Consider the following 24482-nt stretch of genomic DNA (forward strand, 5'->3'; position numbering starts at 1 on the left):
TTATTAAATTAATCCTTAATATACTTTTTAATTTTTGCTGCTGCGGCACTCTTTGCACCACCCTTAGCTTTTTTATAGTAGCTATTCGCATAGCCCTTCATTTTATCCCCCATACCAGTAACAGCATAGCTTCCTGAACCACCATATCCAAGAACATTAATCTTACCGATATAACTTCCAACTTCTTTTTTAATTCTATCTATAAATGTAAGAGATAAAATAAATATTATATTTAAACTCGCAAAGTCAAAATTATTATACTCCAGAAGATTTACTAATACGGCTGCAGAATAGTTATTATCATTAAATATTGTTTGTAGAGAGACAGGGGCTCCTGTGAAAAACGAAGACAATATAGATGTAAACACCATAGCTCCTATAAACATGACTATTATATCAGCACCAGCTTTTATGAATGAATTAACAACTGTTTTTATACTTAAGCTAGGAAGCCATTTAAATGAACCTCCATCTCCGACTGCCCACGCTATGAAAGCAAAAGGTGTGAAGAACACCGAAAGACCGATACTAAAAATAGCATCTATAAACTGCAGACCTATAAAAAATGACATGTATATAGTAAGCACCCATAGACAAGCCCATAATATACCAGATAAAAACGCATTCATACTACCATATGTAGCTACTATATTTCCTAAGAATCCAACTTGATTATTTTTTTCCTGAACCTTATAGACAGTACATATAAACTCTTTTTTCAAATCTATATCTTTATCTTTAAAGAAGTTGGTCTTTGTTTCTTTATCATATAAAGATGAATTTGTAGATGTTAAATTTGGAAGTTTGGACTGCTTATCTTTATGTTCAAAATACTTACATGTACTGTAATTTTCCTTTGTATCTTCTGTTAGATATTTTCCAACTGAAGTCCCTATCAAAACAGCAGGCCTTCCGAAATAATAAAATATCGAATTATTTAAATTTTGAACAAAAACCAATGCTATAAGAACAAGTATTACTTTTTTAGCTATATCTCTTACAAAACCTTTAAAGTCACTACCTTGATCTTTTATTTCTTTCATAGTTTCTTGATAAAATCTATGAACTATTTTTAATGCAAGTAATATAAACATTAAGCTTATTATATATTTCATAAGGTGCTTCTGACTAATATATCCGAAATAATTAACAGCATCAAAAGAGTAATCTATAATTCTACAAGTCCAGCAAGATTGGTACTTTTTACTAAACTCCTCATAATCAACTTTTATTATTGATTCATTTTTTAAAATGATGTTACTTTGCTGCCCCGTCTTTGCAAATCTTAAAGAATAAACCTTCCCAGAAATTTTATCCCCATCTTCATTATAAAATTCCTTTTGAATCTTTTGAAATTGACCAACTCTTTCACCAAATATATTAACAACATCATTCATTACTATTGCCACAGGAGCTTCGAATGGATTTGAACTTATATTTCTGTTAAATATTTCTTTGATAGTTGAATCTGAAACATGTCTAGTTATATTTCTATCTGTAGAAGAATACCAAAAGAAACTTTTTTCTGATATTTTAAAACCTATATCATTAATATCGTTCTCCTCGAATGAATATAAAGAGAACACTTTATTTTTTAAATTTTCTTTATTTGCTATAATAGGAGGTAGTATGGCATACTCATATTTTTCAGCCATTTGAACATAAGCTTCCTTATAAAGCTCATATATAATATTGTTATTAAGTGTCGATATTTTTATGTTTGTCTTTTTTTCTAGATCCTTTTGGAATGACAACAAATACTCTTTATGTGCTGGATTATCTCTCAATAATAATTCAAGATTTAATTCACCAGGATATCCAGTTGAATCCATATTTTTAGGAGCTGAGAAAGCATTGGAGAAAGATGTTGTTAAAACAAACGTTGTTAAAAACAAAACTTTCTTAAAACTCTTTAAAAAAGACATATCTCTCCTCTTATTCTATGAAGAATCCCTTCTCTTTGAAATAAATTTCTTACCAACTTTATATGCTGTTGGAGTTGCTTTAGTTAGTTTCTTCCTAGTATTTTCCACAAACTTTTCTGCAGCACCTTCATATCCACTTCTCACACCACCAATAACATTTTCAACATAATCAGGGATATTAGTTATTATATAAACATTAATTATGATTATAAACAATAAATCAAGAAAACTCAAATGAGAAATATCTATAGAATTTAGTATGTAGCTCTTACTTCCATATACAAAAGCCTGACTAATATCATTAATTGAAAGTCCTAATAAAAATGTTACACTGGCTTTATAAATCAAAAATATAAAACTCATTCTTAATGCTAACTTGAAAAATTCCAATGCAAAATTCTTCATATCATTTAATATATCTTTATGTAAATCCTTACCAAAACACCAAAATATTATTCCTATAGGAAGGATCATTATTTTAAATGCTATTTCTACCATTAATTCGAAAAATGTAAAGAATATGTAAAGAACTATTAAAAAACTAATTAGTATTAGTGCCAGCCCTAAACAAGCCTCTAATATTATTTCTGTTATAGGTGTAGAGCCCGTTAAAATTATACTTGATATCCCTATATTTGCGGCATCACCAACCATGCCGATCAATGGATTTAATTTAAACATTGCAAAAACACCTAAATTAATCAAATTAATATCTACTTTATTTATAGCATCTTCAAGCATTAGCTCTCCCAAAACCCTATTTGTAGCAAACATCTTCTTTATGCTCTTAATACCACAGGTCATTTGACCTATATAGTATTCTCCATCTGTAACTTCTATAGAGTTAATATCTTTATTTTTTAAACTAGCCTGATATGATGATGACCCACTACTTGAAAGATCAGATTTTCTTGAAAGGATTTCCTGAGATCTTGGGAATAATTTAACCCCCTCTTCTTCAGCGAACTTATCAGCTTTATTTTTTTGATTAGATAAAAATCTTCTAAATTCATTTTCTGGATCACAAAATCTTTTGTTTGTTACAATCTCTCTTTCTTCTGAAGACATAAAATTCTCTTCTGCCTTTTCAAGAGCCTCTATTGTTAATTGCATAGAAGACGTTCCTATCATTACTATAGGGTAAAAGAAAGTATTTGCTAAGAATCTAGGAGAAGAAAATATTATAGCAAAGAAAAATGCTATCCTTATTGGTTTTCTGAACATACTTGTTACATATTTTTTAGGATTAAAACTTTCAGGAATCCTTATATTTTCATAAAATTTAAGAGCAATCCAAAGCGAAAATATGATAATTAGAAACCCTACTATTCCAGACTTAATGAATTGGAAAAATAGCTCTGCGGTAGTCATAAATGTATTGTTTAAAGAATATAGATACTTACATAAATGACATTCTGAAAGCAGGTTTCTTCTAATTTCTAGAGGATTATAAGAAACAGGACACGATCCATCATTCCAATTATCTATTACATATTTTTGACTTGGATTTCCTTCAAAAGATAAATACATTTTAACAGCAGAATAGATATTGTGAGCACCCATTTTATTTTTTATTTTTTCTTTTGGATCTAAAATAAGCACACCAACGGTCCTTCCAAATAAGTTCTTTAATTCTTTTACCGTAAAATATCTTTTCTCTTTCTCAACAACCTCAAGCTCCCCTACAACAGATGGATAAAGAGTTTTCAAATTTTCAAATTTTTCTTTAAAACTTTTTCCATTTTCCGCCGACATTGTTGATGCTACAACTGGATAGTTAGAAATCCCATTATAATTATGCATAACCATATTCTTAAAACTTCTGCTAAAGACGCATTGCTCATTGTCTGAATCTATGTTATTTGTTATATCTCCTTCATTTATAAGAAGAGCATCATCCATTTTTCCCAAATCTAAGATAAGCCCATAGATATTTTTTTCTATTAGAATAGTCTCTCCAAAATTCTTTTTAAGACTCTTGTTTATATCTCTCAAATCTTTATAGAAATCTTTTTTCAACATAACTGCAAAATCGGCTCTACTTCTTTGGTTATCTATTGATGACATTAGAGACAACTTAATAGCTTCTTTTTTAGAAATAGATATATCTACTTTTGCTTTTGAAGCAGCTTCTTTTATTCTATAAAAATTTTCACATGAACTAATTGATATAGATTGCCTATCTAAAGAGTTAGCAACTCCTATTGAATTTAAATAATCATGAGAAGAAAATGTCTTCAATTCTTCTTGAGTGCATTTATCCGCAAAATTAACAGAAGAAAGATCTTCTAGAATTTTCTCCACACCCTTTTCATTATTTGTAGCGGATAGGGCAAAGGGCACATTTAAATGTGCTATTAAAAATAATGAAACGATAAATATTTTTATTTTTCTAATCATCATCGCCTCCACTTTCTTTTGCTCCATACTTCTTTAGCTTTTTAGCGCCGTATTTATTTACTGGCTTAGTTATTTTTTTCCAGGCATTCTTAGTTTGCTTCTCCAATGTATTTCCTAATTTTTCACTTACCGTTCCTAAAAGGAATTTACCCGCTATTTTATCATTACTATTTAAGAAAATAGTAACTATTATTAGTAAAAACATATTTATGAACAATGGAAATAAATCTCCATTTTGAGTGAAGGCCTCTATATTTCCAGTAGTTAGATTTTCCTTAACTGAGAACAAAACATCATCGCTATTTCTATAGTAAATTGAAAGAAAAGATTCATTCAATGTCATAACAACTATAAATGAAATACTTAATGAAAAAATTCCCATTGAGATTTTTTTAAATCTATCAAACATACTTTTCATGGATATTATTTGAAAATCACCACCTCTGTTGAATATCCACAATCCAGCTATAATAGGAAATATCATATAAAATATAGACATTATAAGAAAGTCGCCGACAAGCTTTAACCCTCCTAAAATTTTAAGATAAAAAGATAGGTACCCATAACTTAAAGCCACAAGTAAAAATCCAAAATTGGTAAATAGAAGTAAAAATATTAAAGCTATCTGTAATATGGGAACCAACCAAGCTATCAACATCATAAACTTTCTACTTTTTATACAATAGATAATAAAAATTATTATGGAAACTAAAAATAATATTAATAAGAAGCTTCCACCAAGATCAGAGGTTAAAAAATTTGATATATAAATATCTCCCATATTTATTGCATATGCATCAAAAGAACTTATTAATTTTTGATAGGCACCTATTAAACACATAAACTCTATCTTTATAGAGTCGTTTAAAAATTGACTACTTACGCCATTTGAATATCTAGGATCTTGCAACCTACCAGGCTCTTCAAAAGTACTCCATTTATTAATTTCATTCCTACAAAAATCTCCCTGGAGAAGTCTGTCCTCGTATCGTTTCTTTATTTTTGGATCAGTTTCTTTATTTATATAACTTTCAGAATATTGATTCATGACATACCTTGATGTGGAAGTTCCAATTAATATTATTGGATCATAGATATATTTAAATATGATTCTAGGAGGTACTGCAACCTTGGTTCCACCCTTTTCAAAATTCCCCCTAGGAGATATTAAAAGAACGGTTGAAGTTATTATTATTGCCTTGAATATCATTTGAAAAAGATTTTTCCAGTAGTCTTTTACATCAAACTCACCCATTTCAAGACCACCACCAGCTTCTATTAAATTTTGCCACATATATTTAACTATCCAGAATGCAAAACCAAAAAATAAAAAAACATAAACATACTCTATCATTATTTCATAAAATGAAAAAAGGCTACCAGATATAAAATCGAAAAATTGCGCGAAAAATCTAGCAACAATATTTGATTCCCCGTCGAATACATGTTTAGTCAATTCATCGTTTGTCATAGAAAATGATGTTTTTGAAAGTAAAAACGAAAAAAGTAAAAAGATGTTAAATTTTATCTTTTTCATTTAGACCCCTTTTTAGACATTATGTGAGAAGCAAATTTTCTTAAATCTTTAAAGAAGATTATAACTCTATTTTCTTTTATTTTTTGCTTATATTCCAAAGAAACCTCTCTCATAACCTCATTATAATCAGGGGATCCAATATATTTATGAGATATATAAAAAGTTAAGACCAAAGTTAACACAAAAAACAAGGCTGAAAACACAAGAAAACTAGTGGATAAAATCCATGCTAAAACAACTAATAATGCAAAGATTGCTAATGTTGATTTTTCTCTTTCCATAAGACCTCTCTTTATGTTATAATATTACTTATTAAGGAAAAAATCAACTATATTTATTGATTCATAAGGAAAATTTTTATGGCTGAAAAAGATTTTGAAAAGGAAGAAAATTTTATTGATAAAATTATTTCAAAGCTTGCTAAAGAATCTGAGGATGGCAGGACCTTTTCTGCTAAATATTCTGGATGGAAAAATGAGATTATTTCAAAGGAAGAAAATCAGTCTATATCCGAAGCACTAGAAATTCTTTTTAAGGAACTCTCTTCCAATGAAAACTCCAGTGAAAAGCAAAATGAAATTCTCGAAAATATCAATAAAAATATCGATATATTACTTCCCGAGGTTGTTAGAAAAGAATTTGATATACTTTTAGACTCGTCTAAAGAATTAGAAAGCGACAATTTAATTGAATTAATTCAAAATGACATTAGTAATGAAGTGGAAACTTCTAATGAAAAAGAAATAGATAATTTTGAAGTTGCTAAAAAAACAATGAATAAGGTTCTTGAAAAAACCTCTGATGACACAGAAAAAAGAGAAGAATTTTCAAAAAAATTCTTAGAGCTAACTAAGAATAGAGACTTCAAAAACCATCTAGATGGGATTAAAGACAGCAACCTTGAAATACAAAACAATCTTAACAATCTCAATCTTAGATACAAGGAATCTTTAGAAAAAGGTGATAAGGTAGAAGAAAGCGACCTTCAATCTATTGAATTAGAAATAGAACAAAACCTAGAGAAGTTTGAAAAGAATATAGAAGGCATAATTCCTGATGAATTAAAAGAAGATTTTAATGAAATATTTAAAAGCTATTCGACTCAAGACAAACTTGAAATTGGTGGAATTTTATTAAAAATATGGGCCGAACTAGATAAGCAAAATCAAGGGGAGATCACCCTAGATGAACAAGAGATGGAAGAGCTCGTTGGAAATCTTCTTGCGGAAGTTAATCTAGATGAAAACACGGCAGAACCTCAAACTGGCGAGATAGAACAAGATGCTGAAGCCGATGAAGGCGCTGAAATTGAGCAGGAAGAAGATTTAACTCCACCAGAAGAAAACAAGGGATATCACTCTATAAAAACAATATTTAGAAAGTCTCATTATGAATTTTCTTCCATAGGTGCCGGTGGAAACAAATATTTAGAGGTTGTTAATAGATTGGTTATTGATCCCGTTTTAGATTTTGGTTTAAATGGTATTTATCAAGGATGGGACGGAATTCTAAATGCAACTGAGAACTTTAAAGATTGGAGAAGGCAAAAAGAAGCGTTTAATAAATATGTCGAATGGATGAAGAAAACTATCAATGATCCAGATATTAAAACCCCTGGCTTTGATGGAGTTGATCCAGATCAAATGAATGAAGAATTCGATAAAATATTAAAAGCTAAAAGTATTCTAGGACAAAACAGACAACTAAACAAATCTAGCATTTTAGCCAACAAAGAAAATAATCCTTTTGCTAATACAGATGCGCTTAAGAAATACTGGAATGAAAGAAAGGCTGTATTCAAGAAAAGAGTTGAAGATGAAGCCAGGTTACACGGAGATCATGAAAAAGTTTCTGCTAAAAATGAAGATGGAGAAGTTGAATATAACTATGCTGTTTGGGGTAAATATCCGGTGAAAAAGGATGCTGCGAATAACAATAAAATTCTTTATTTTGAAGATAATATGGAAAATATTCCCGAAGGAATGTACCCTGGAATGCCTATCCCAGAGCATTGGGATGAAAATACCCCATTTGATTTTGCAATGCTAAGAGAAGATACGACAAAGCCATTAGTAAAAAATGGTAAAAAACTTTACAAACTAGATGCTGACGGCGAAAAAATACATTTAGATGAAAATGGTGATGAATTAACAATAAATACGGATGGTGAATTTATTAATTCTGTAGGAGAAGTATCTGAACCAGCGGTTGCAGATCACGGAATAACAAAAACTTATGATGAAGATAAAATAAAAGATATTGAAAAAGACTTCAGAAAAGAAGCTAAAGAATTTTTCGACATATTTTCGGAAGTAGACCTGCTAGATTTAAAAAGCGATGGAAAAGAAAAAGAAATGGAGAAAGTAAAGTCTTCAATAATGGATATTGTTAATTATGGACAAGATACTTTTAATAAAGCAAAAAGACAAAGGGATTTTAAAGAGAAAAATCTTTATAACAAAATATCTAACGACATGCTAAACGCAATAGATTCTCATAGAGCTAGAGGCGGTTAAAATAAAATTGGAGAGGGAAATGAATTTTAAAAGACATCACAGAAGTATATCTTTTATGATATTGTTGTTTACGACAATGTTTATTGTTGACTTCTGGTTAGAGAGCACATGGGGTGCTAGTTTATGGAATAAAGATACTTGGTTTTATATAGAGAAAAACCTTCATTTCTATTCTTCTATAGCGTTAATAGGATGGATACTGTTTTTATCCTTTAAGTTTTTAATGGTTGTTGAAGAAGAAATTATGGATATAGAACCTTATTATCATCCCATAAGTAAATTAAAGGTTGCTAATGATAATGACCACCCAGAAATTCATAAAGAAATTGAAAAGCATGAAGACAAAGAGATATTTTATCACGATGAAAATAACAAGCAAAATGCCGTTGAAAGAATGATAGATGAAACATCTTTTAGGAAAAATGATATTGATATATCTGAAGGCGAATCAAAAAATGATGAAAATAAAGCATTAAAAAGCGCCCTTTCTTTCAAGATAGATGAACCCAAAAAAGAAAATAAAGAAATCCCTGATTTTTTAAAGAAGGATGCAGGAGTTGTTAAAAAGGATAATGTTGAAAAAATTTCATCTAGAAAAGATACTTCTACCGAAAAAATATTGAAGGATAAAAAATTCAAATCATTTGAGTTAAATTCCATAAACCAGACTCCTATTGAATTCTTCGCTGTCAATAATAAGGATCTTTTTATAGGATTAAAGTTTGAAAATAAGAATGAAATTCTAGTTAACGAGAAGGAAAATATAAATGATATAGAACCTAGATTCTGGTTTACTAAAAACTCGCGTGTTGAATCACCTATCGCAAAATTAAATTCAATAAGAAAGTCAGCTGAATCTATAATTTCTGAGGTATTACCAAACACTACTAAAGTAAATGTTAACACTATTATAATACTAGAAAACACGAAAATTAGCAATGTTGAAAACGCTAAAAAAGTATTCTCTAGAAATAAAATTTTAGCAACTAGCAATGATATATCAGAAAAAGACTTTCCTTTATTTGAAAAAGCTTTAAAATATAATAAAGAAGATATTAATAAATCTTTTGTTGAATTTATAGAGACTCTTGTTAAGTATTTTGATCAACAAGAAAAACTAAAGGCCGCATAGAATGTTAAGAAGAAAAGAATATTGGCTGGAGAGACTTGATAACATGGGAATGGCAGAAGTACCTCTAAAAGAGATACAACTAAACTGCAATCCCTATGAAGTTTTCAAAGATATAGATCTATCATCATTCATGCATATACAAAGAGAATTCTTAAAATTCTGTGTTAGCAAGGCTCTTTCTAAATTAGTTAAGGCAAATTTTTCTAGAACAGATGTAAAAAGAATGAGAGATGGTATATTCCCTGAAAATGTATCTATCTTTTTTAAGACACCTATAGAATATGGTGGAAGCCCCTCTTTTGATAATATGTTCCTAATGAAAACAAATCCATTTGCCAATATAATATCTGATTTTTATATGGAGCAGATATCTATCTTCCAAACAGATGAAGGAACCAATGAAGTTCCCAGACAATTTTACACAATAGATCCTGAAGGATATGTCTTTATACCCATATCATCTCCTGGACTAAATGGTGGTAAAAAGAAAAATGATAAATCTCAACAATTAGTTGCAGATCAAATTCAAGTAATGAAACATGCAGAAAAATCTTGGTCAATATAGCTATGGTATTAGATAAAAAGTATAAATTAACATTGTTTCCGCCTATCCCTGAGGATAAAATATATCCTTTAAGGTCTAAGATGGAAAAAAGCTTTAAATGCGCTGTTCCTGATGAATATTCTAAACTATTTTCCATTACAAATGGTATGCTTTTTGATAATGTTGTTTTCTATGGAGATAAAGAGCAGAAAAGAATAGATTATGAACTCCCATCAATATTTGAAATAAATGAAGTATTTGAAAGGATTGGAGTTGGAGAAAAATTTATAATTGGAAAATGGCTAAATCTTCTAATAATATATGATGGACTTGAAATGAAGTATAAAATCGTATCCAAGATAAATCTTATGGAAAACGAGAGTTTCACATCTATCTATGAATTAATAAAATATTTAAAAAACATTGTTGAGTAAGGTATTATTATGAATAAAATATCAATAAACATAGATGGACACAGCACTTCTATATCAATAGAAAAAGAATTTCTAGATGAGCTAGATAAAATTTCTAAAGAAATGAAAATATCTAGAAACAAACTAGTTAGTAATATTGATAAAAACTTCAACGCAGACACTATAAATCTTTCTTCAAAAATAAGAATTTATATCTTGAAATACAGAATAGAAAACAATTAATTATAAAAGTTTTTCATTCTTACAATTGGGATTTCTTTTACGTTACTATTTATTTCTAATTCTTTATTTATTTTGCCCTTTAAAAACCCACCTAGAGATAGATTTCCTAAGATGCTATAACTATCATAAAAGTTATTTATAGTATAATCTCCATTAAACCCTATCATTTTAGCCTTAAGGTCCCCAAGAAGGTTTCCTGAAACCAATATATTATGAAAATCACCTTCCAGACTACATTCATTTAACTCCCCATCTAAAATATTTCCATAGACAACAATTGACTTTATATCAGCCATTCCACTCAAAGGTAAATCCGATAGAAACCTATCTAGCAATGAATAAGTCATTCTTTCTTCAGAAGATAATATTTTTTGTATTTGATCTTTAGAGGAAAGACCTATAATATTTCCACCCGTTATTTTCATTTCAAAATTACTGCTTAAATTTGCTATTATTTCATCATACTTTTTACCAAAAAATTTAACCTCAGCTCTTATATCTATATTTGACCCCACTATATCTAAATCTTCAGAATTAAACATTCTGTCTTTGATATAAGTATTTATAAAAATATTACCGTCGAATCCTGTGTTCACATCATAATATCCATCCAAAGTAAACTCTGAATTCTTATTCTTAAAATAAGAAAATTTTAAAAGCCCATCATCTATATGCCTTGATATAGATAAATTTTTATATTCATCATCATAATCCAAAACCCTATTTAATTTTAAGGAAAGGTCCCCACCAAAAGAATTTATAGCATAAACTAATATATCTGATTTATAAGCCGTAGATGACTTCTTTATAAAATCTCCAAGATTAAGAGTATCTGAAGAAATATTTATTACCGGAACATCCCCCTCAAAAGATATGTCTAGATTTAAATTGCTATCACCTTTTAAAAGACCAATATTAGATATATACCCTGTCTTTGAATCCAATGAAACCTTCATATCTAAAGACACACTATCTTTCACTAAATTGGTATTTATGTTCTTTAGAGCAGAACTTTTTAAATCATAATTTCTAAGAAATTCCTTAAAATCATCTATGACAAAGTTCATATCTATATTGGAAGCACTTCTATTTGACATAACACTATTTAAAGAAAATTCTATTCCATCTCCAAGCCCAATTATGTCAATCGTTGGCCCTATCACAGGACCATCTACATTCATCTTTATATTACCTGATTTTTCCTTAAGAACATTTTGTAGAAATGGTAGGGATAAATTATATAATTTGAACCTACTAAAATTTTTTACATCAACATCAAAAAATAAATTATCAAATAGCTTTTTACTATTTCCATCCAGACCCTTTATAACCCCATCTACCTTTACAGAGTTATCTTTATCTGAAAATGTAAGGTTATTGACAACTAACCTATCTCCATTTAGAGAAATATTCATATTAATATCGTTGTAATCATTTGAATTATATGAAACCTTTTCAAAGATGCCTCTAAAAAATATCTCTTTATTATTGTTATACAAATTAACGTTTTGAGAAATACAATCGAGAAGATTTCCCTTGCAAACATGATCTAGAGATAAATTAGATGATAAAACACTAATCTCAACTCCATCCTTATTTATAGAAACATCTCCCTCGGCAACATCTGAACCAAGTAAAAATATGGTATCATATAATTGAATTTCATCAAAATCATATATCATATTTCCTTTTAATGATTTAAAATCTAACTTTCTTATAAAATCACTAGAAAATCCATGCCCTGGAGAAAATTCTACTTTACCTTCAATATCTCCTTCAGATAAAACTCCATCAAAAGAAAAGCTTTTAAATTGAGGACTTTTAAAGTGTAGATCTTTTATATTAACTCCACCAACATTATTTATTTTAAATTCCAAATCATTTATAAGACCATTATCCTTACTAAGATGTAAAAATCTTATTTTTGAATTCATATAAAAATTATCATATTCCTTAAAAAATTCTAAAAGGCTACTTCTTATATCTCCCTCAGACCCTTCTTCTATATAAATGTTTTTCATATCAAGATCTAAAGAATGCCTTTTGGCTCCTTTATTATAATAATAATTTATTTTTCCATTAGTTGCACCATAATCTAACTTAGCATCTTCTATTCTAAAACTACCATTTGAATATTGAAAACCTCCAGATAATTTAGCCTTTTCCCTAGAGTTTAGTTCATGCAATTTAGATATCAAATCTTCAGATAATATATTTTCAAACTTGTCATTTTTGATTTTCTTAAAGTAGAACCCTCCTTTAACAAGGATATTATTGTAGTCCTTATTAAATTTATAATTCACTCCATAATCAAGCTTTTTACTTTTATAAAAAACATCTCCTTCACCAGATATATTATAGATATCCTTTAAAATAACCGTCGAATCAATATCAAACTCTAAATTATTATGAGTTCCACCCCCTAATAAAGAAACCTTCCTTCCTGACACATTTATTTTAGCATCTAAATTTTCAATCTCTCTATTTTTATCTAAAACAGGAAATTTGATTTTTGATTTTTCCAGATAAACAGTTGTATCAGCTCTATTAAATTCTAACTTTTCATTTAAAAGCTCTCCAACATATTCTTTTTCTTCCTTTGTAAATGAGGTTAAATCTAAATCCGCGCCCCTTAAAACTATCCTATCAATGGAGTTAAATTTTCCCTTTATTAAATTAGCAAGCGAGATTTCAAAAAAAAGTCCTTTTCCATCACCTACCTTAATCAACTTACTTTCATCATCTTTATCTGATATATTTATTGTTATATCTTGGAGATGAACCCTAACTTTTGGTAATATGGAAAAGTTGGTAGTACCTTTTGCCTTTACATATAATCCAGTTTTCATTTCTATCTGAGATGAAATTACCTCGTTATATTTTGTTATATCAAAAAATCTTGGCAAAAAGAATAAAGTGCTAATAAATAGCGCAATAAACATTGCCAATATATAAATCTTTCTAATTGGTTTATTCAATCTTATTTCTCCCTTTATATATTTTAACTTTTTTGAAGAGTTAAATCAATGAAAAATAAAAGCATTAATTATAACTACCCTTTATAGAAGACATATGTTATAATATGAAGATATTAAGTAGGTAGAAAATGTTTTTAATAGAAGATAAAAAACTTGAGAAGCAAGTTGCTAAATGGATAGAATTTTTAAGAGATATTAAAAATATGTCTTCTAATTCTTTTGAGAGCTATTTGATTGATTTAAAAATATTCTTTTCATTTATAGAGAAATATAACGAAGAAAAAGTCTCCTTGAAATCCCTTGAAAAATTAGAAATCACATCTTTCAGGTCCTTTATAACAAACAGAGTTTCTAAAAAGATATCTAAAACATCAATAGCTAGAAATTTATCATCAATTAAATCATTCTTTAAATTCTTAGAAAACAATGATGTCATAAAAAACAAATCTGTTCATTCAATCACAGGCCCTAAAACAAGAAAAAAATTTAAAAAACCAGTCGAATCAGAAGATATAATAGAGTTTTTAAACTCTTTTGAAGATTGCATAAAAGATAGATGGCAGGCTCAAAGAGATAAAGCTTTATTTACATTAATATATGCTTGTGGGCTTAGAATTTCTGAAGCAATTAATTTAAATATATCTGATGTTGCTAGGGGTGATTTTTTAGTGATAGATGGTAAGGGAGGCAAGGAAAGAATAACCCCAATACTTCCAATTGTAATAAACGAAATTAAACTATACAAAGAATTAGCTCCATTTTCATTCAGTAAATCTGAAGCACCTTTATTTCTTGGAGCAAGAGGAATGAGACTAACTGCTAGGGTAGCCCAAAGGGATTTTGAAAAGGTGAGAAATTACCTAGGACTTCCGGATGAAACAACACCCCATTCACTTAGACATTCTTTTGCTAGCGACATGTTAAATTCTGGAGTAGATTTAAGAACTGTTCAAGAACTATTGGGACACAGCTCTTTATCAACAACTCAAATATATACAACTATAAGTAAAAAACAACTTGCTGAAAAGTTTAATAAAGTTGCGCCTAAATAAAAAATTCAAAAAAAGCTTGAAAAATATTTTTTCATATCTATAATATCATTAGATTTTAAGGGGATACCCTGGAATGATTATTATTCTAGGGGGATGTGGCGGAATTGGTAGACGCTCGAGACTTAAAATCTCGTGACCATTAGGTCGTGGGGGTTCAAGTCCCCCCATCCCCACCAATTGATATTAAGATCTTTTCTTCGGAAAGGGTCTTTTTTTATTACCAATTGAAAAAAAATTACTTTAAAAAAAGCCCGCTATTGCGAGCTTTAAATTTAGTTTTTAATTTTACTATCTAACGCTTTCACTTAGAAATAAAGCAAACTTAACTAGATTTGGCATATAGATTATAACCAATGAAAAAGCTATAACTAAGAACATTAAAGCTCTCTTGATATTACCTTTTAATCCAAATACTAAGATATTATATAGTAAGTAGATGTAAACTAATGAAATTGACAAGTTAAATACATAGCTTAATAATTCAGTTCCAAAATTTAAATTAGATAAAGCTATTGCAATTGGGAATAAAACTGTTGTATAAGAAACTGCCTTAAGAGTTTTCTCAAAGTTTAACTCACCTTTACAAGCGTAAGATGCAAACATTAAAGCTCCAGCAATTCCAAAACCTTCTATAATAGCAAGTAGAGGATAAGTCACTACACTTAATGCTGCTGACATAAGCTTAATATTAGCTAGGTTAAATATGATTTGCATAGCTGCTGCTATAACACCCATCAATCCAATAAAGAAAATTGATGAACTGAAATCTTTAGAACCTTTAATTGTTGCAAAGAACTTATCTGGTCTTGAGAACATAAGAGCCAGCTCTTTATATAATTTACTAGATTCAACTTTTTTAATTTCTTGTTGAATTTCTTTTTCAACCTTTTTAGTGATATTTTTAGCTTGTTTAGATACTACTTTAGCTTCTTTTTTCAAAGTTGTTTTAGCTTTTGAAATCGTAGTCTTTTTAGCAGCTACTTTTTTAGGAGTGCTTACTTTCTTTACAGCTGGTTTTTTAGCTGTAGTTTTTTTAACTACAGGAGCTTTTTTAGTAGTTTTTACTGTTGTTTTTTTTGCAGTAGTTTTTTTAGCTGCTGGTTTCTTTACAGCTGTTTTTTTTGTGCCCGCCATTTTTTCCTCCTTAAATGGTTGAAATTTGTAGAATACTATTATATTTTATATCAAGACATGCACCAAATCAAGAAAAAAGGATTTTTTATGTTAAAGATTGCTATAGTAGGAAGGCCCAATGTTGGTAAATCTACTTTATTTAATAAATTATGTGGAAGAAAGAAAGCCATAGTGCATAATGCACCTGGCGTGACTAGAGATGCAAAATCCACTAAAGCCAAAGTAAATGATAAAGAATTTATCGTTGTTGATACTGCTGGATTAGAAGATAATTCTAAAGATGCTATGGAAAATATGATGTTCGATAGAACTATGAAAGCTATAGAAGAAGCTGATGCCGTTTTCTTTATGATGGATATGTCAGCGGGTGTTACTCCAGATGACATTACATTCTCAAATATGGTTAGAAAATTTGAAAAACCAGTTCTATTATTGGCTAACAAATGCGATATTAAAAAAGCTAAGGAAAACATAGCCGAAGCATATTCTCTGGGATTGGGAGAACCAGTTCCCTTATCAGCAGAGGCTAAATTAGGCTTTTATGAGATAGAAGAATTCATTCAAGAATGGGATGAAAAAATCCAAAAAGATGATGACATTGACGAAAGCCAATTCAAAGAAGAGAACAAGTATGTTAAGATATCTATAATAGGAAGACCCAATGTTGGTAAATCTACTTTGATAAATTCAATACTTGGAGAAGAAAGATTTATTACATCTGACTTTGCTGGAACCACTAGAGATTCTGTTGAAGAATATTTTAATTATGAAGATTATAGATTTAAGATTGTTGATACAGCTGGTGTTAGAAAAAAATCTAAAACTGTAAAAGAAAATCTTGAACAAATGACAGTTCAACAAACATTTGAAAATATAAGATATTCAGACGTTGTTTTACTTATAATTGATGGTACTAGAAAAGTTGATAAACAAGATTTAACTATAGCAGACTATGCTGTTAGACAGGGTAGATCACTTATAGTAGCTGTTAATAAATGGGACTTAGTAAAAGATAAGACTGAAACTCTAAAAGAAATAGAAGAAAAATTCCAATACTCTTTTAATCAAGTTAAAAACCTAAACCTATTAACTATATCTGCGTTAAAAAACAAAGGTGTTGATAAAGTTCTTAACTTTATTATTGAAATGTTTGAAATGTTCAATAGAAAGATATCTACTGGAAAACTCAATGGTTGGTTGAAAGATGCTGTTTCTCAAAATCCACCTCCACTGAGCAGATTGAAGAGACCTATGAACTTGAAATACATAACTCAAACAGCAAGTAAGCCACCTACATTTACTATATTTTCTAGTGGAGCAACTGACTTACCAGATTCTTATATAAAGTATCTTAAGAACTCTTTGGTTCAGGAATTTGGATTTGAAGGAACACCTATAAGATTTAATGTTAAGTTAGGTGATAACCCTTACAAAAATAAAGCTAAAAAGAAATAAATTAAAAGGAGTTATTAAAACTCCTTTTTTACTATTTATACTTATCTAATTCCAAAGATAAATTTTCTATTTCTTTTTCTATTGTTTTTAGATTCTCAGTTAAAGATTTTATAGAATTCCAGTCCGCAGATTTCTTCAGCTCCTTATTTATCTCATCCCTTTTTATGGATTTTATTAACCTACTCAATTCTATTTGTAAAACATTGTTGTCTTGACCCATTATATGATTATATTCATTTCTAATACTTTCTAATACTCCATCTAATCTACCATCCTTAAGAGTATTAATAGCGTCATTTGTTTTTAAGTCAGGATTCTCAAACAATGAATTCTTTAGAATATCAAAGGCTTCTTGCATCATATCATCATCAGAATTAAATAGAGACGTATCTTCTAAATAATCTGAAAAAAGCGATGGATTAAATACAAGGTAAGCTAAAAATATTTTATCCCTCGAATTACTAACGGTATCATTTTTTGAAACAAATGTTTCTTTGGGCTTTGGTTTAAATCCCATTGCCTTTGATTTATTCTCTTGGAACAACTGCCACATTTGATCTCTAAAGTATTTTTCATAAAACTTTTTAACTGTAGTATTTGCTATTTGATCAGTTATAGTTTTTATTTCTTTCTCTACAGAAGCTTTTTCTTCCGGCGTTTTATATTGAATCCTTGTTTTAAGATCCCTCCAAAGAAGTTCTGATAAAGATATCGCATTTTTAAAATACTCTTGAAGTCCTTGCTTTCCTCTTTCTCTAAGGATATCATCTGGATCCTTTTTTTCATCTAAAAGAACAAACTTTAATGATTTACCCTCTTTTAAAACTGGCAATGCTCTCATAGCAGTTCTTATACCTGCTTTATAACCAGCCGCATCTCCATCCAAACAGAAGTAAGGTGTGTCAGCAACTCTCCACAATAGGTTTAGATGATGTTCTGATATAGCTGTTCCCATAGGAGCTACAACATTTTTAATTCCATGTTGTGATAATGCTATAACATCTATATTACCTTCTACAGCTATTATACCACCCTTATTAAAAGCTTCATCCCTTGCCTGGGAAAGACCATATAAAATGTGCGCCTTTTGGAATAAATCACCTTCTGAGGAATTCATATATTTAGGCATAGTATCATCGAGAACCCTTCCTGTAAAAGCAACTGTCCTACCCTTAGAATCTAGAATCGGAAACATGACTCTATTTCTAAAGTAATCATATGGCTCTCCATTTTTAACTGATTTCTTAACAAGACATGCATCTTCCATTTTTTCCAATGGGATTCCTAATTTTTTAAGATGTTTGTATAGTTGATTTCCTCTAGGAGCAAATCCTAGTTTAAAATTAACTATAGTTGTTTCACTTAGCCCTCTTTTTCTATTAAGGTAATCTAGGGCTTCTGCACCATCCTTATCTAATAACTTTTCTTCATAGAATTTTGTAGCCATTTCTAAAACTTCTCTAAGATCTGACTGTTTCTTTGCTTTTTCTCTATCCTCTGGAGTTGTTTGAGGCATCTCTAAGCCGGCTTGTCCAGATAATTTTTCAACAGCTTCAAAGAATGATAGATTATTTGTTTGCATTTCGAAAGTTATTATATCTCCATGAGCTCCACAGCCAAAACAGTGATAAAAACCCTTATCCTCATTAACTGTGAATGAAGGAGTTTTTTCATTATGAAAAGGACATAAACCTAAAAAGTCCCTATTCCTTTTAGTTAATGTTACTTTTTTAGAAACAACATCATGAAGGGGGACTCTATCTCTCAATAAATCTAAGAAATGCTTTGGAAAAGCCATTAAGTTTTATTCCTTTCTATTTTATAATAAGAGAATTAATAGTTTCAGGATTTAGAAGTAGTATATTTTCTTTTACCTCTTCTAAACTTCTTGGGTAGTTAAAATATCCTAAAGACATATTTTTTTCATATTCTTTTATTGCATTTTCTGAACTAGAAATATTCTTACCATATATTCCGCTATAATATTCTTGAAATGATTTTGGTGATTTAGAAACCATACCAACTCTTCTTGAACTTAAGATCTTTTTAACAGCAACACCTCTTTCAGTTTCACCATTATATTTCAATCTGAATAAACCGCTTGAGCCTAAAAATCCTGATGGAGCCAATAAATACTCTTCAGAGATATATCCACCCATATCAGATGATGATATCAAATACATGGCGTCATATGCTATTTGAGATATTGATATTGGATTTGAACCGTAAGTATTTTTATACTTTCTTTTGAAAGATGAATCTATTGTAGAATTTGGAGATGTGTATAAGCTACCCCTAAAAATACTTTCAGATTTTATCTTTTTGTTTTCGAAATTAGATAATCCAAATATTTTCGTTTCAGAACCTTTGACATCATAATATGCTAAGAAAGCACCTATAGATATTATACTATTATTACTTCCTGCTATAAATATGGCATCTTTATCAAATTTACCTAAAGAGGTTTTTTTATCTAGATTCAAACTTATATCTTCATATTTTTTACAAGTTTCAAACTCTGATCTGTTTGATGCAGTATAAGATATAGTGTTATCTTCGTCATACTTTCCTTTTTCATCTACTTTATATCCTATACTTTGGCAATATTTCATTTTGGGATTTATAAAAGCCTTCATAGATTTCAAATCTTTTTCTCTCTTTGAGAAGTTAGTTATTTTTTTAACCATAGAATTAAGTTCTTTTTGATTTTTTTCATCAAAGAAAACTATTTCAGCATCAATATTAAACTCCCTACTTTTTTCAAGAATTGTTTTCTCTAATATTTCCCCTAGATCTCCTTTCGGAAGAAGAAATACTGAGTCATCCAAATTGTTTGATCCCATATAAGAGATTATTCTTTCCATTTCTTGAGACTTTAAATAGTTTATTGAATATGTTTTATCACTTAGAACAGATGTATCCGTTGTGAACGATATAACATATTTGCTTCCAGCAACATTTGAAACGGCCTTTACACTATCTGAAAACAGAGGTCCTAGGAAAATATCAGCACCTTCAGAAACTGCCATTTCAGCCTTTTCTTTTGCAACACTAGCATCTCCCTTTGTATCATAAAAAGATAATTCGATATTTTCATTATTAATATCATAATAGGCCATCTCTATAGAATTCTTAAGTGAATTACCTACTTTTTTAGCACTTCCTGAAAGAGGTAAAAGAACCGCTATTTTTGTAGCCCCTTGACTTTCCATTCTTTTTTGAGCCCTTCTATCCATAAGCTCTCTTTCTTTATCTTCTATCTTTGATATATCTATTCTATCTAAAGTTTCACCTCTATATTGAAAATCTCTATCATAAGATATATCACGACCTCTAGAAGTACTAATATCGCTTGATTTTTTAGCGCTTAAAACCCTTGGATTTGCAACCCTAGGAGTTCTCTCATGATAATATTGTTTAGCACAACTTGATGCCATAAAAATGAAAATTATAGGTAATACTTTTTTAAACATTTAAGCCTCTTTTATTATAACGAATACAAGTATATTACTACTTATTTTTTTGGAAAACAAGAGAAAGGTTGAAAAATTATTTGTCAGATTATTACCAAGAAAGTGTGTTGTAGTATCTTCTATCTACTTCTTCACCAAATATATTTATACCACCACTTCTTTTTGTAGTTCGGAAATTATCCATATCGAATATATTTAAAGAAAAAGAATCTTCCGCTCTATCAGTTAAAACAGGTATGATATTTTTTTCTTTAATCCCCTCTTCTCTAAGAATTTTATGCAATATAGAATATCTTCTTGCGGCAAGCTGCTTTGAAGATTGAGATTGTAAAGATCTTGAGCTAACCCCAACCTTAACACCTTGATTTGGACTATCAAGAACCGTACCAGCAAAACTTCTTAAGTTGTTAATATTTCTACTATTTAAAGCAGAGCTTTCATCTGAAAAACCAACTTTCATTTGAAGGATATTTAATTTACTGTTATTTTTATTAGCTTTTATAGTTATGCTTTTGTAAATACCTTTTTCAGATTCCCTATTTACATCTTCTAGAGTTAAAGGTGATACATATCTATTTTGAGCAATATAATTATTTTTTAATTCTTTTTTAAGATTTTCACTTTTGATTCTTGCATCAGAAATAAAAGCGTTTGCTTGATATTTTTTAACTGAAGATTTTGGTTTAGTTAATCTATCCATACTTAAATCGTAAATTTCTTCATTTTGAGACTTTGCCATGTTAGAAAAAGCATCTGAAAAAGATGATTTTTCAACAGCTGCCTTTGACTTTTCAGAATCTTCTTTAGATATAGCAAATGCGTTGCTTAATACTTTTGTTGATGAGGAAATTAGATCCGAGAAAGAATCCTCTTCATTTTTAACAACTTCATTAATTTTTTCAGAGATAGTTTTCTTACTCTCTATTCTATTAACAGATAGCTCTTTGATGTCATCTTCTTTTTGAGCCATATTACCTATAACCCTAACTCTCTTAGAAGATTGTTTTACTTTTGGCTTATTAGTAATTAATTTACTTTTTTTCTTTGCTGGATAAAACCTTTCCGAATCTTTTTTAGAATCATTGGACGCCAACTCAACCACATTTAAAGAGACTTTTTTTGATATATGAGATTTTACAGAAGGAGTCTCTGAAACTTTTGCGGAAAAACTAAAAACACTAGGTTTTTTGGGAGCCAGAACCATACCAGAAATATCGCCCATATTTCCGAAACTGCTATTTATTTGAAAAAAAACAGCTAAAAATGATATTTTGAAAATTGTTTTTCTCACTACTAGTCCCTTCTCCTTAAGACTTAGTATATCAAATTTTTAGCCTAAAATCAAATTTTTTTCTATTATAGATCTTTCTTAACGTCGTCCGAATTTAAAATATCATTGATTTTACTTGCGTAAAAACCTGTTAAATCAGCCTCAAAAACTATATTTGGAACAAATCTACTTTCAAGATGCTTTGCCAAGACAAATCTCACATGCTTTTTATTTTCATTTAACAGTTTAACTTTTTTCTTAGTCTCTTCCTCACTTAAACAACTTATAAATATACTTGCATGTTTAAGTCCAGATGCGATTTTAACCTCAGAAATTGATACGTTTTTACTCAAATCCTCACCGAAATCACCTGAAAGAAAAAGCCCTGCCAAAACTCTCTTTATATGCTCACCAACTTGTAACTGTCTTAAATTGAATTTACTCATATTTTAATAATCCTATTTGCAATATCTTTGTATATATAGAATATAGATATATAATTTGACTCAAAAAGTACAGTGTTTTTTATAGTAAAAATTATATTGATATTATTTATATATTTGATATTATGTTCAGCATGATTAGAAAAACTTACAATTGGACAATGGAACAATCTCAAAAAAAGCATGCCATGGTTATGCTTGCTTTTATTTCTGTAATAGAAAGTATATTCTTTCTAATACCTTCTGACGTGTTTATTATGGCCATTGGTCTTTCTGATAAGAAAAAATCATTTAAAGCAGCTGCAATTGCTACTGTATTTTCTGTTATTGGAGGTCTTCTAGCATATTTAATAGGAGCTTTCCTATATGATTCTGTGGGACAATTTATTATTTCTTCTATGGGATACACTGATAAATTCTCTAAATTTACTGAACTTTACTTACAATGGGGTCCTTGGATAGTTGCTCTTGGAGGATTAACTCCTTTTCCATATAAAGTAATTACTTTAGCTTCTGGCTTTTCTAGATTAAACATATTTGTATTTATATTCTCTTCACTTATTGCAAGAGCTATGAGATATTTCCTAATAGCATTTTTAATTTGGAAATATGGAGAGAAAGCAAGAGAAATAATCGATAGACACCTTGGAAAACTTACGATAATCTTTTTTGCATTGCTATTTGGTAGCTTCTATCTAATAAAGTATATATAAAAATATTCTGTGTCATTCTAACTATTTTCTTGATTTAAAAGAATTTTTTTATTATTTTATAATTATCCAATCAATTAATTAATAAACGAAAAGAGACACTATGGTTGAAGTAATTTATAAACAAAATGACAACAATAAAGCCAATGAAAGCAAGAAAACTCTTACAGAAGATGTTATAGTTTTTAAAAAGGGAAATAAGGCTTTAGATAATGGGAATTACTCCGAAGCAATGGAAAGATTTCAAGAGGCAGTATCTATAAACCCTCAATATGAAAGAGCTTGGAATTGTTTAGGATTTATATTACAAAAATTCAAAAAATATGATGAAGCTATAGAATGCTACAAGAAGGCAATAGAAATTAATCCAACTTCTAAGGCTTCTAACAACCTGGGATTAACACTATCCGTTATGGGTGATCATATTGGTGCTATGGAATATTTTGATATGATGACAAAATTCCATCCAGATTCTACAGAAGCTTGGCAAAACAAAGGTATTGTTTATCAAAAAATGGGTAATATTGAAGCTTCTATCAGCTGCTTTCAAAAGGTTATAGATCTAAAACCAAAAGATCCAAAAGTTCTTGTTAAGGCGCATGTTTCTAGAGGTGTTTCGTTTCAAAAATCTGGTGATTTTAAAAATGCTTATGAAGAATTTAATAAAGCATTAAAAGTAAATCCTTTTTCCGTTAAAGCATGGAATTCTAAAGGTATTACATTACAAAGATTAGGAGAATATATGGATGCTATATTCTGCTTTGATAAGGCTCTAGAAATAGATCCTAAAAACATTCAAGCGTTAAACTCTAAAGCATTTACATATCAAAAGTTAGAAGAGTTTGATAAAGCTCTTGAAGTTTATTTTAAAGTAGCGCTTATGGATGGTGGTTACAACTACGAAGCATTTAATGGAATTGCTACATGTAAAGCAAAATTAGGTGATTTTGATAAATCTTTAGAATATTACAATAAAATCTTGAAAAATGAAAAGAATCCGTATAAACTGGCAAAAACTGAAAAACCTATCGCTTTTGTTACTAAATTAAAAGCTAGGGAAGAATTGGCTAAGAAGGCTGAAGAAGAGCAAGAAGCTGCTGATCAAAAAGCTTTTGCTGAAGCCTCTGATCAAGATTAAAAAATAACTAAGGAGTATATAATGCAAGGTATTAAAAGAAAAGCCGCTAAAGTTAAAAGACATAAATTCAAAAAAAGACTTAAGGCTATGAGAAATAAAAACAAATAGTTTTTAGTCTA

19 protein-coding genes and 1 tRNA gene are annotated in these 24482 nt (G+C 29.3%); 10 read left to right on the forward strand and 10 right to left on the reverse strand.

Going from position 1 to position 24482, the window contains the following annotated elements:
* Positions 1 to 8: 8 nt before the first annotated feature.
* Genes N4A44_02240 through N4A44_02255 form a run of 4 tightly spaced genes read right to left on the reverse strand, consistent with a single transcriptional unit; the run spans position 9 to position 6143 of the window.
* The gene (locus tag N4A44_02240) at positions 9 to 1925 is read right to left on the reverse strand and encodes a hypothetical protein (protein MCT4552463.1); all 1917 of its coding nucleotides are present in this window, start codon (positions 1923 to 1925) and stop codon (positions 9 to 11) included.
* A gap of 15 nt (positions 1926 to 1940) precedes the next feature.
* On the reverse strand, positions 1941 to 4352 hold the full coding sequence (locus tag N4A44_02245; GenBank protein ID MCT4552464.1) for a hypothetical protein: 2412 nt from the start codon (positions 4350 to 4352) through the stop codon (positions 1941 to 1943).
* On the reverse strand, positions 4318 to 5862 hold the full coding sequence (locus tag N4A44_02250) for a hypothetical protein (GenBank protein MCT4552465.1): 1545 nt from the start codon (positions 5860 to 5862) through the stop codon (positions 4318 to 4320). Before N4A44_02250 ends, N4A44_02245 begins: the two co-directional genes overlap by 35 nt.
* The gene (locus N4A44_02255) at positions 5859 to 6143 is read right to left on the reverse strand and encodes a hypothetical protein (protein ID MCT4552466.1); all 285 of its coding nucleotides are present in this window, start codon (positions 6141 to 6143) and stop codon (positions 5859 to 5861) included. The genes N4A44_02250 and N4A44_02255 overlap by 4 nt, the downstream gene beginning before the upstream one ends.
* 78 nt (positions 6144 to 6221) lie before the next feature.
* Between N4A44_02255 and N4A44_02260 the strand changes: the two genes are divergently transcribed.
* From N4A44_02260 to N4A44_02280, 5 genes are read left to right on the forward strand one after another with little or no spacing between them, the layout of a single operon-like run.
* Entirely contained in the window at positions 6222 to 8378 is a 2157-nt protein-coding gene (locus tag N4A44_02260; GenBank protein ID MCT4552467.1) for a hypothetical protein, read from the forward strand.
* Positions 8379 to 8397: 19 nt separating this feature from the next.
* Positions 8398 to 9510, forward strand: a complete 1113-nt coding sequence (locus N4A44_02265; protein ID MCT4552468.1) for a hypothetical protein — start codon at positions 8398 to 8400, stop codon at positions 9508 to 9510.
* Position 9511: 1 nt separating this feature from the next.
* A complete protein-coding gene (locus N4A44_02270; protein MCT4552469.1) occupies positions 9512 to 10075 on the forward strand; it encodes a hypothetical protein in 564 nt (187 codons plus the stop codon).
* 2 nt (positions 10076 to 10077) lie between these two features.
* Positions 10078 to 10488 carry a YrhA family protein gene (locus N4A44_02275; protein ID MCT4552470.1) on the forward strand — a complete coding sequence of 137 codons (411 nt, stop codon included), beginning with the start codon at positions 10078 to 10080 and terminating at the stop codon, positions 10486 to 10488.
* Between the two features lie 9 nt (positions 10489 to 10497).
* Positions 10498 to 10710 carry a ribbon-helix-helix domain-containing protein gene (locus tag N4A44_02280; GenBank protein ID MCT4552471.1) on the forward strand — a complete coding sequence of 71 codons (213 nt, stop codon included), beginning with the start codon at positions 10498 to 10500 and terminating at the stop codon, positions 10708 to 10710.
* Here the strand turns inward: N4A44_02280 and N4A44_02285 are convergent.
* Positions 10707 to 13688, reverse strand: a complete 2982-nt coding sequence (locus tag N4A44_02285; GenBank protein ID MCT4552472.1) for an AsmA family protein — start codon at positions 13686 to 13688, stop codon at positions 10707 to 10709. The genes N4A44_02280 and N4A44_02285 overlap by 4 nt on opposite strands.
* A 128-nt stretch (positions 13689 to 13816) precedes the next feature.
* On the opposite strand from N4A44_02285, the gene N4A44_02290 reads away from it, so the two are divergent.
* Both N4A44_02290 and N4A44_02295 read left to right on the forward strand, forming a co-directional pair.
* On the forward strand, positions 13817 to 14740 hold the full coding sequence (locus N4A44_02290) for a tyrosine recombinase XerC (protein ID MCT4552473.1): 924 nt from the start codon (positions 13817 to 13819) through the stop codon (positions 14738 to 14740).
* Positions 14741 to 14829: 89 nt separating this feature from the next.
* A tRNA-Leu gene (locus tag N4A44_02295) sits at positions 14830 to 14916 on the forward strand.
* Between the two features lie 112 nt (positions 14917 to 15028).
* Here the strand turns inward: N4A44_02295 and N4A44_02300 are convergent.
* Positions 15029 to 15874, reverse strand: a complete 846-nt coding sequence (locus N4A44_02300) for a hypothetical protein (protein ID MCT4552474.1) — start codon at positions 15872 to 15874, stop codon at positions 15029 to 15031.
* Positions 15875 to 15961: 87 nt separating this feature from the next.
* Here N4A44_02300 and der point away from each other — a divergent pair, with 87 nt between their 5' ends.
* A complete protein-coding gene (gene der, locus N4A44_02305) occupies positions 15962 to 17329 on the forward strand; it encodes a ribosome biogenesis GTPase Der (GenBank protein ID MCT4552475.1) in 1368 nt (455 codons plus the stop codon).
* Between the two features lie 31 nt (positions 17330 to 17360).
* On the opposite strand, the gene dnaG is transcribed toward der, so the two are convergent.
* The 4 genes from dnaG to N4A44_02325 all read right to left on the reverse strand — a co-directional run bounded on the left by dnaG (position 17361) and on the right by N4A44_02325 (position 22518).
* On the reverse strand, positions 17361 to 19127 hold the full coding sequence (gene dnaG, locus N4A44_02310) for a DNA primase (protein ID MCT4552476.1): 1767 nt from the start codon (positions 19125 to 19127) through the stop codon (positions 17361 to 17363).
* A gap of 16 nt (positions 19128 to 19143) precedes the next feature.
* Positions 19144 to 20802 carry a penicillin-binding protein activator gene (locus N4A44_02315; protein ID MCT4552477.1) on the reverse strand — a complete coding sequence of 553 codons (1659 nt, stop codon included), beginning with the start codon at positions 20800 to 20802 and terminating at the stop codon, positions 19144 to 19146.
* Positions 20803 to 20893: 91 nt separating this feature from the next.
* Entirely contained in the window at positions 20894 to 22093 is a 1200-nt protein-coding gene (locus N4A44_02320) for a hypothetical protein (GenBank protein MCT4552478.1), read from the reverse strand.
* 65 nt (positions 22094 to 22158) lie between these two features.
* Positions 22159 to 22518 (reverse strand): ribosome-binding factor A, encoded by a 360-nt coding sequence (locus tag N4A44_02325; GenBank protein ID MCT4552479.1) that lies wholly within the window; start codon positions 22516 to 22518, stop codon positions 22159 to 22161.
* Positions 22519 to 22676: 158 nt separating this feature from the next.
* On the opposite strand from N4A44_02325, the gene N4A44_02330 reads away from it, so the two are divergent.
* Both N4A44_02330 and N4A44_02335 read left to right on the forward strand, forming a co-directional pair.
* Positions 22677 to 23228: a VTT domain-containing protein gene (locus tag N4A44_02330; protein ID MCT4552480.1), complete on the forward strand. Its 552-nt coding sequence runs from the start codon at positions 22677 to 22679 to the stop codon at positions 23226 to 23228.
* Positions 23229 to 23328: 100 nt separating this feature from the next.
* Positions 23329 to 24363, forward strand: coding sequence for a tetratricopeptide repeat protein (locus N4A44_02335; protein ID MCT4552481.1), 1035 nt, complete (start codon positions 23329 to 23331; stop codon positions 24361 to 24363).
* The last annotated feature ends 119 nt before the right edge of the window (positions 24364 to 24482 follow it).

The organism is Alphaproteobacteria bacterium (genome assembly GCA_025210155.1).
GTDB lineage: Bacteria > Pseudomonadota > Alphaproteobacteria > Rs-D84 > CASDRH01 > JAOASE01.

Bases quoted from the DNA above. Each gene is read 5' to 3' on its own strand.
- N4A44_02240 (MCT4552463.1), bottom strand. From the start codon at position 1,925: ATGTCTTTTTTAAAGAGTTTTAAGAAAGTTTTGTTTTTAACAACGTTT.
- N4A44_02245 (MCT4552464.1), bottom strand. From the start codon at position 4,352: ATGGAGCAAAAGAAAGTGGAGGCGATGATGATTAGAAAAATAAAAATA.
- N4A44_02250 (MCT4552465.1), bottom strand. From the start codon at position 5,862: ATGAAAAAGATAAAATTTAACATCTTTTTACTTTTTTCGTTTTTACTT.
- N4A44_02255 (MCT4552466.1), bottom strand. From the start codon at position 6,143: ATGGAAAGAGAAAAATCAACATTAGCAATCTTTGCATTATTAGTTGTT.
- N4A44_02260 (MCT4552467.1), top strand. From the start codon at position 6,222: ATGGCTGAAAAAGATTTTGAAAAGGAAGAAAATTTTATTGATAAAATT.
- N4A44_02265 (MCT4552468.1), top strand. From the start codon at position 8,398: ATGAATTTTAAAAGACATCACAGAAGTATATCTTTTATGATATTGTTG.
- N4A44_02270 (MCT4552469.1), top strand. From the start codon at position 9,512: ATGTTAAGAAGAAAAGAATATTGGCTGGAGAGACTTGATAACATGGGA.
- N4A44_02275 (MCT4552470.1), top strand. From the start codon at position 10,078: ATGGTATTAGATAAAAAGTATAAATTAACATTGTTTCCGCCTATCCCT.
- N4A44_02280 (MCT4552471.1), top strand. From the start codon at position 10,498: ATGAATAAAATATCAATAAACATAGATGGACACAGCACTTCTATATCA.
- N4A44_02290 (MCT4552473.1), top strand. From the start codon at position 13,817: ATGTTTTTAATAGAAGATAAAAAACTTGAGAAGCAAGTTGCTAAATGG.
- N4A44_02300 (MCT4552474.1), bottom strand. From the start codon at position 15,874: ATGGCGGGCACAAAAAAAACAGCTGTAAAGAAACCAGCAGCTAAAAAA.
- der (MCT4552475.1), top strand. From the start codon at position 15,962: ATGTTAAAGATTGCTATAGTAGGAAGGCCCAATGTTGGTAAATCTACT.
- dnaG (MCT4552476.1), bottom strand. From the start codon at position 19,127: ATGGCTTTTCCAAAGCATTTCTTAGATTTATTGAGAGATAGAGTCCCC.
- N4A44_02315 (MCT4552477.1), bottom strand. From the start codon at position 20,802: ATGTTTAAAAAAGTATTACCTATAATTTTCATTTTTATGGCATCAAGT.
- N4A44_02325 (MCT4552479.1), bottom strand. From the start codon at position 22,518: ATGAGTAAATTCAATTTAAGACAGTTACAAGTTGGTGAGCATATAAAG.
- N4A44_02330 (MCT4552480.1), top strand. From the start codon at position 22,677: ATGGAACAATCTCAAAAAAAGCATGCCATGGTTATGCTTGCTTTTATT.
- N4A44_02335 (MCT4552481.1), top strand. From the start codon at position 23,329: ATGGTTGAAGTAATTTATAAACAAAATGACAACAATAAAGCCAATGAA.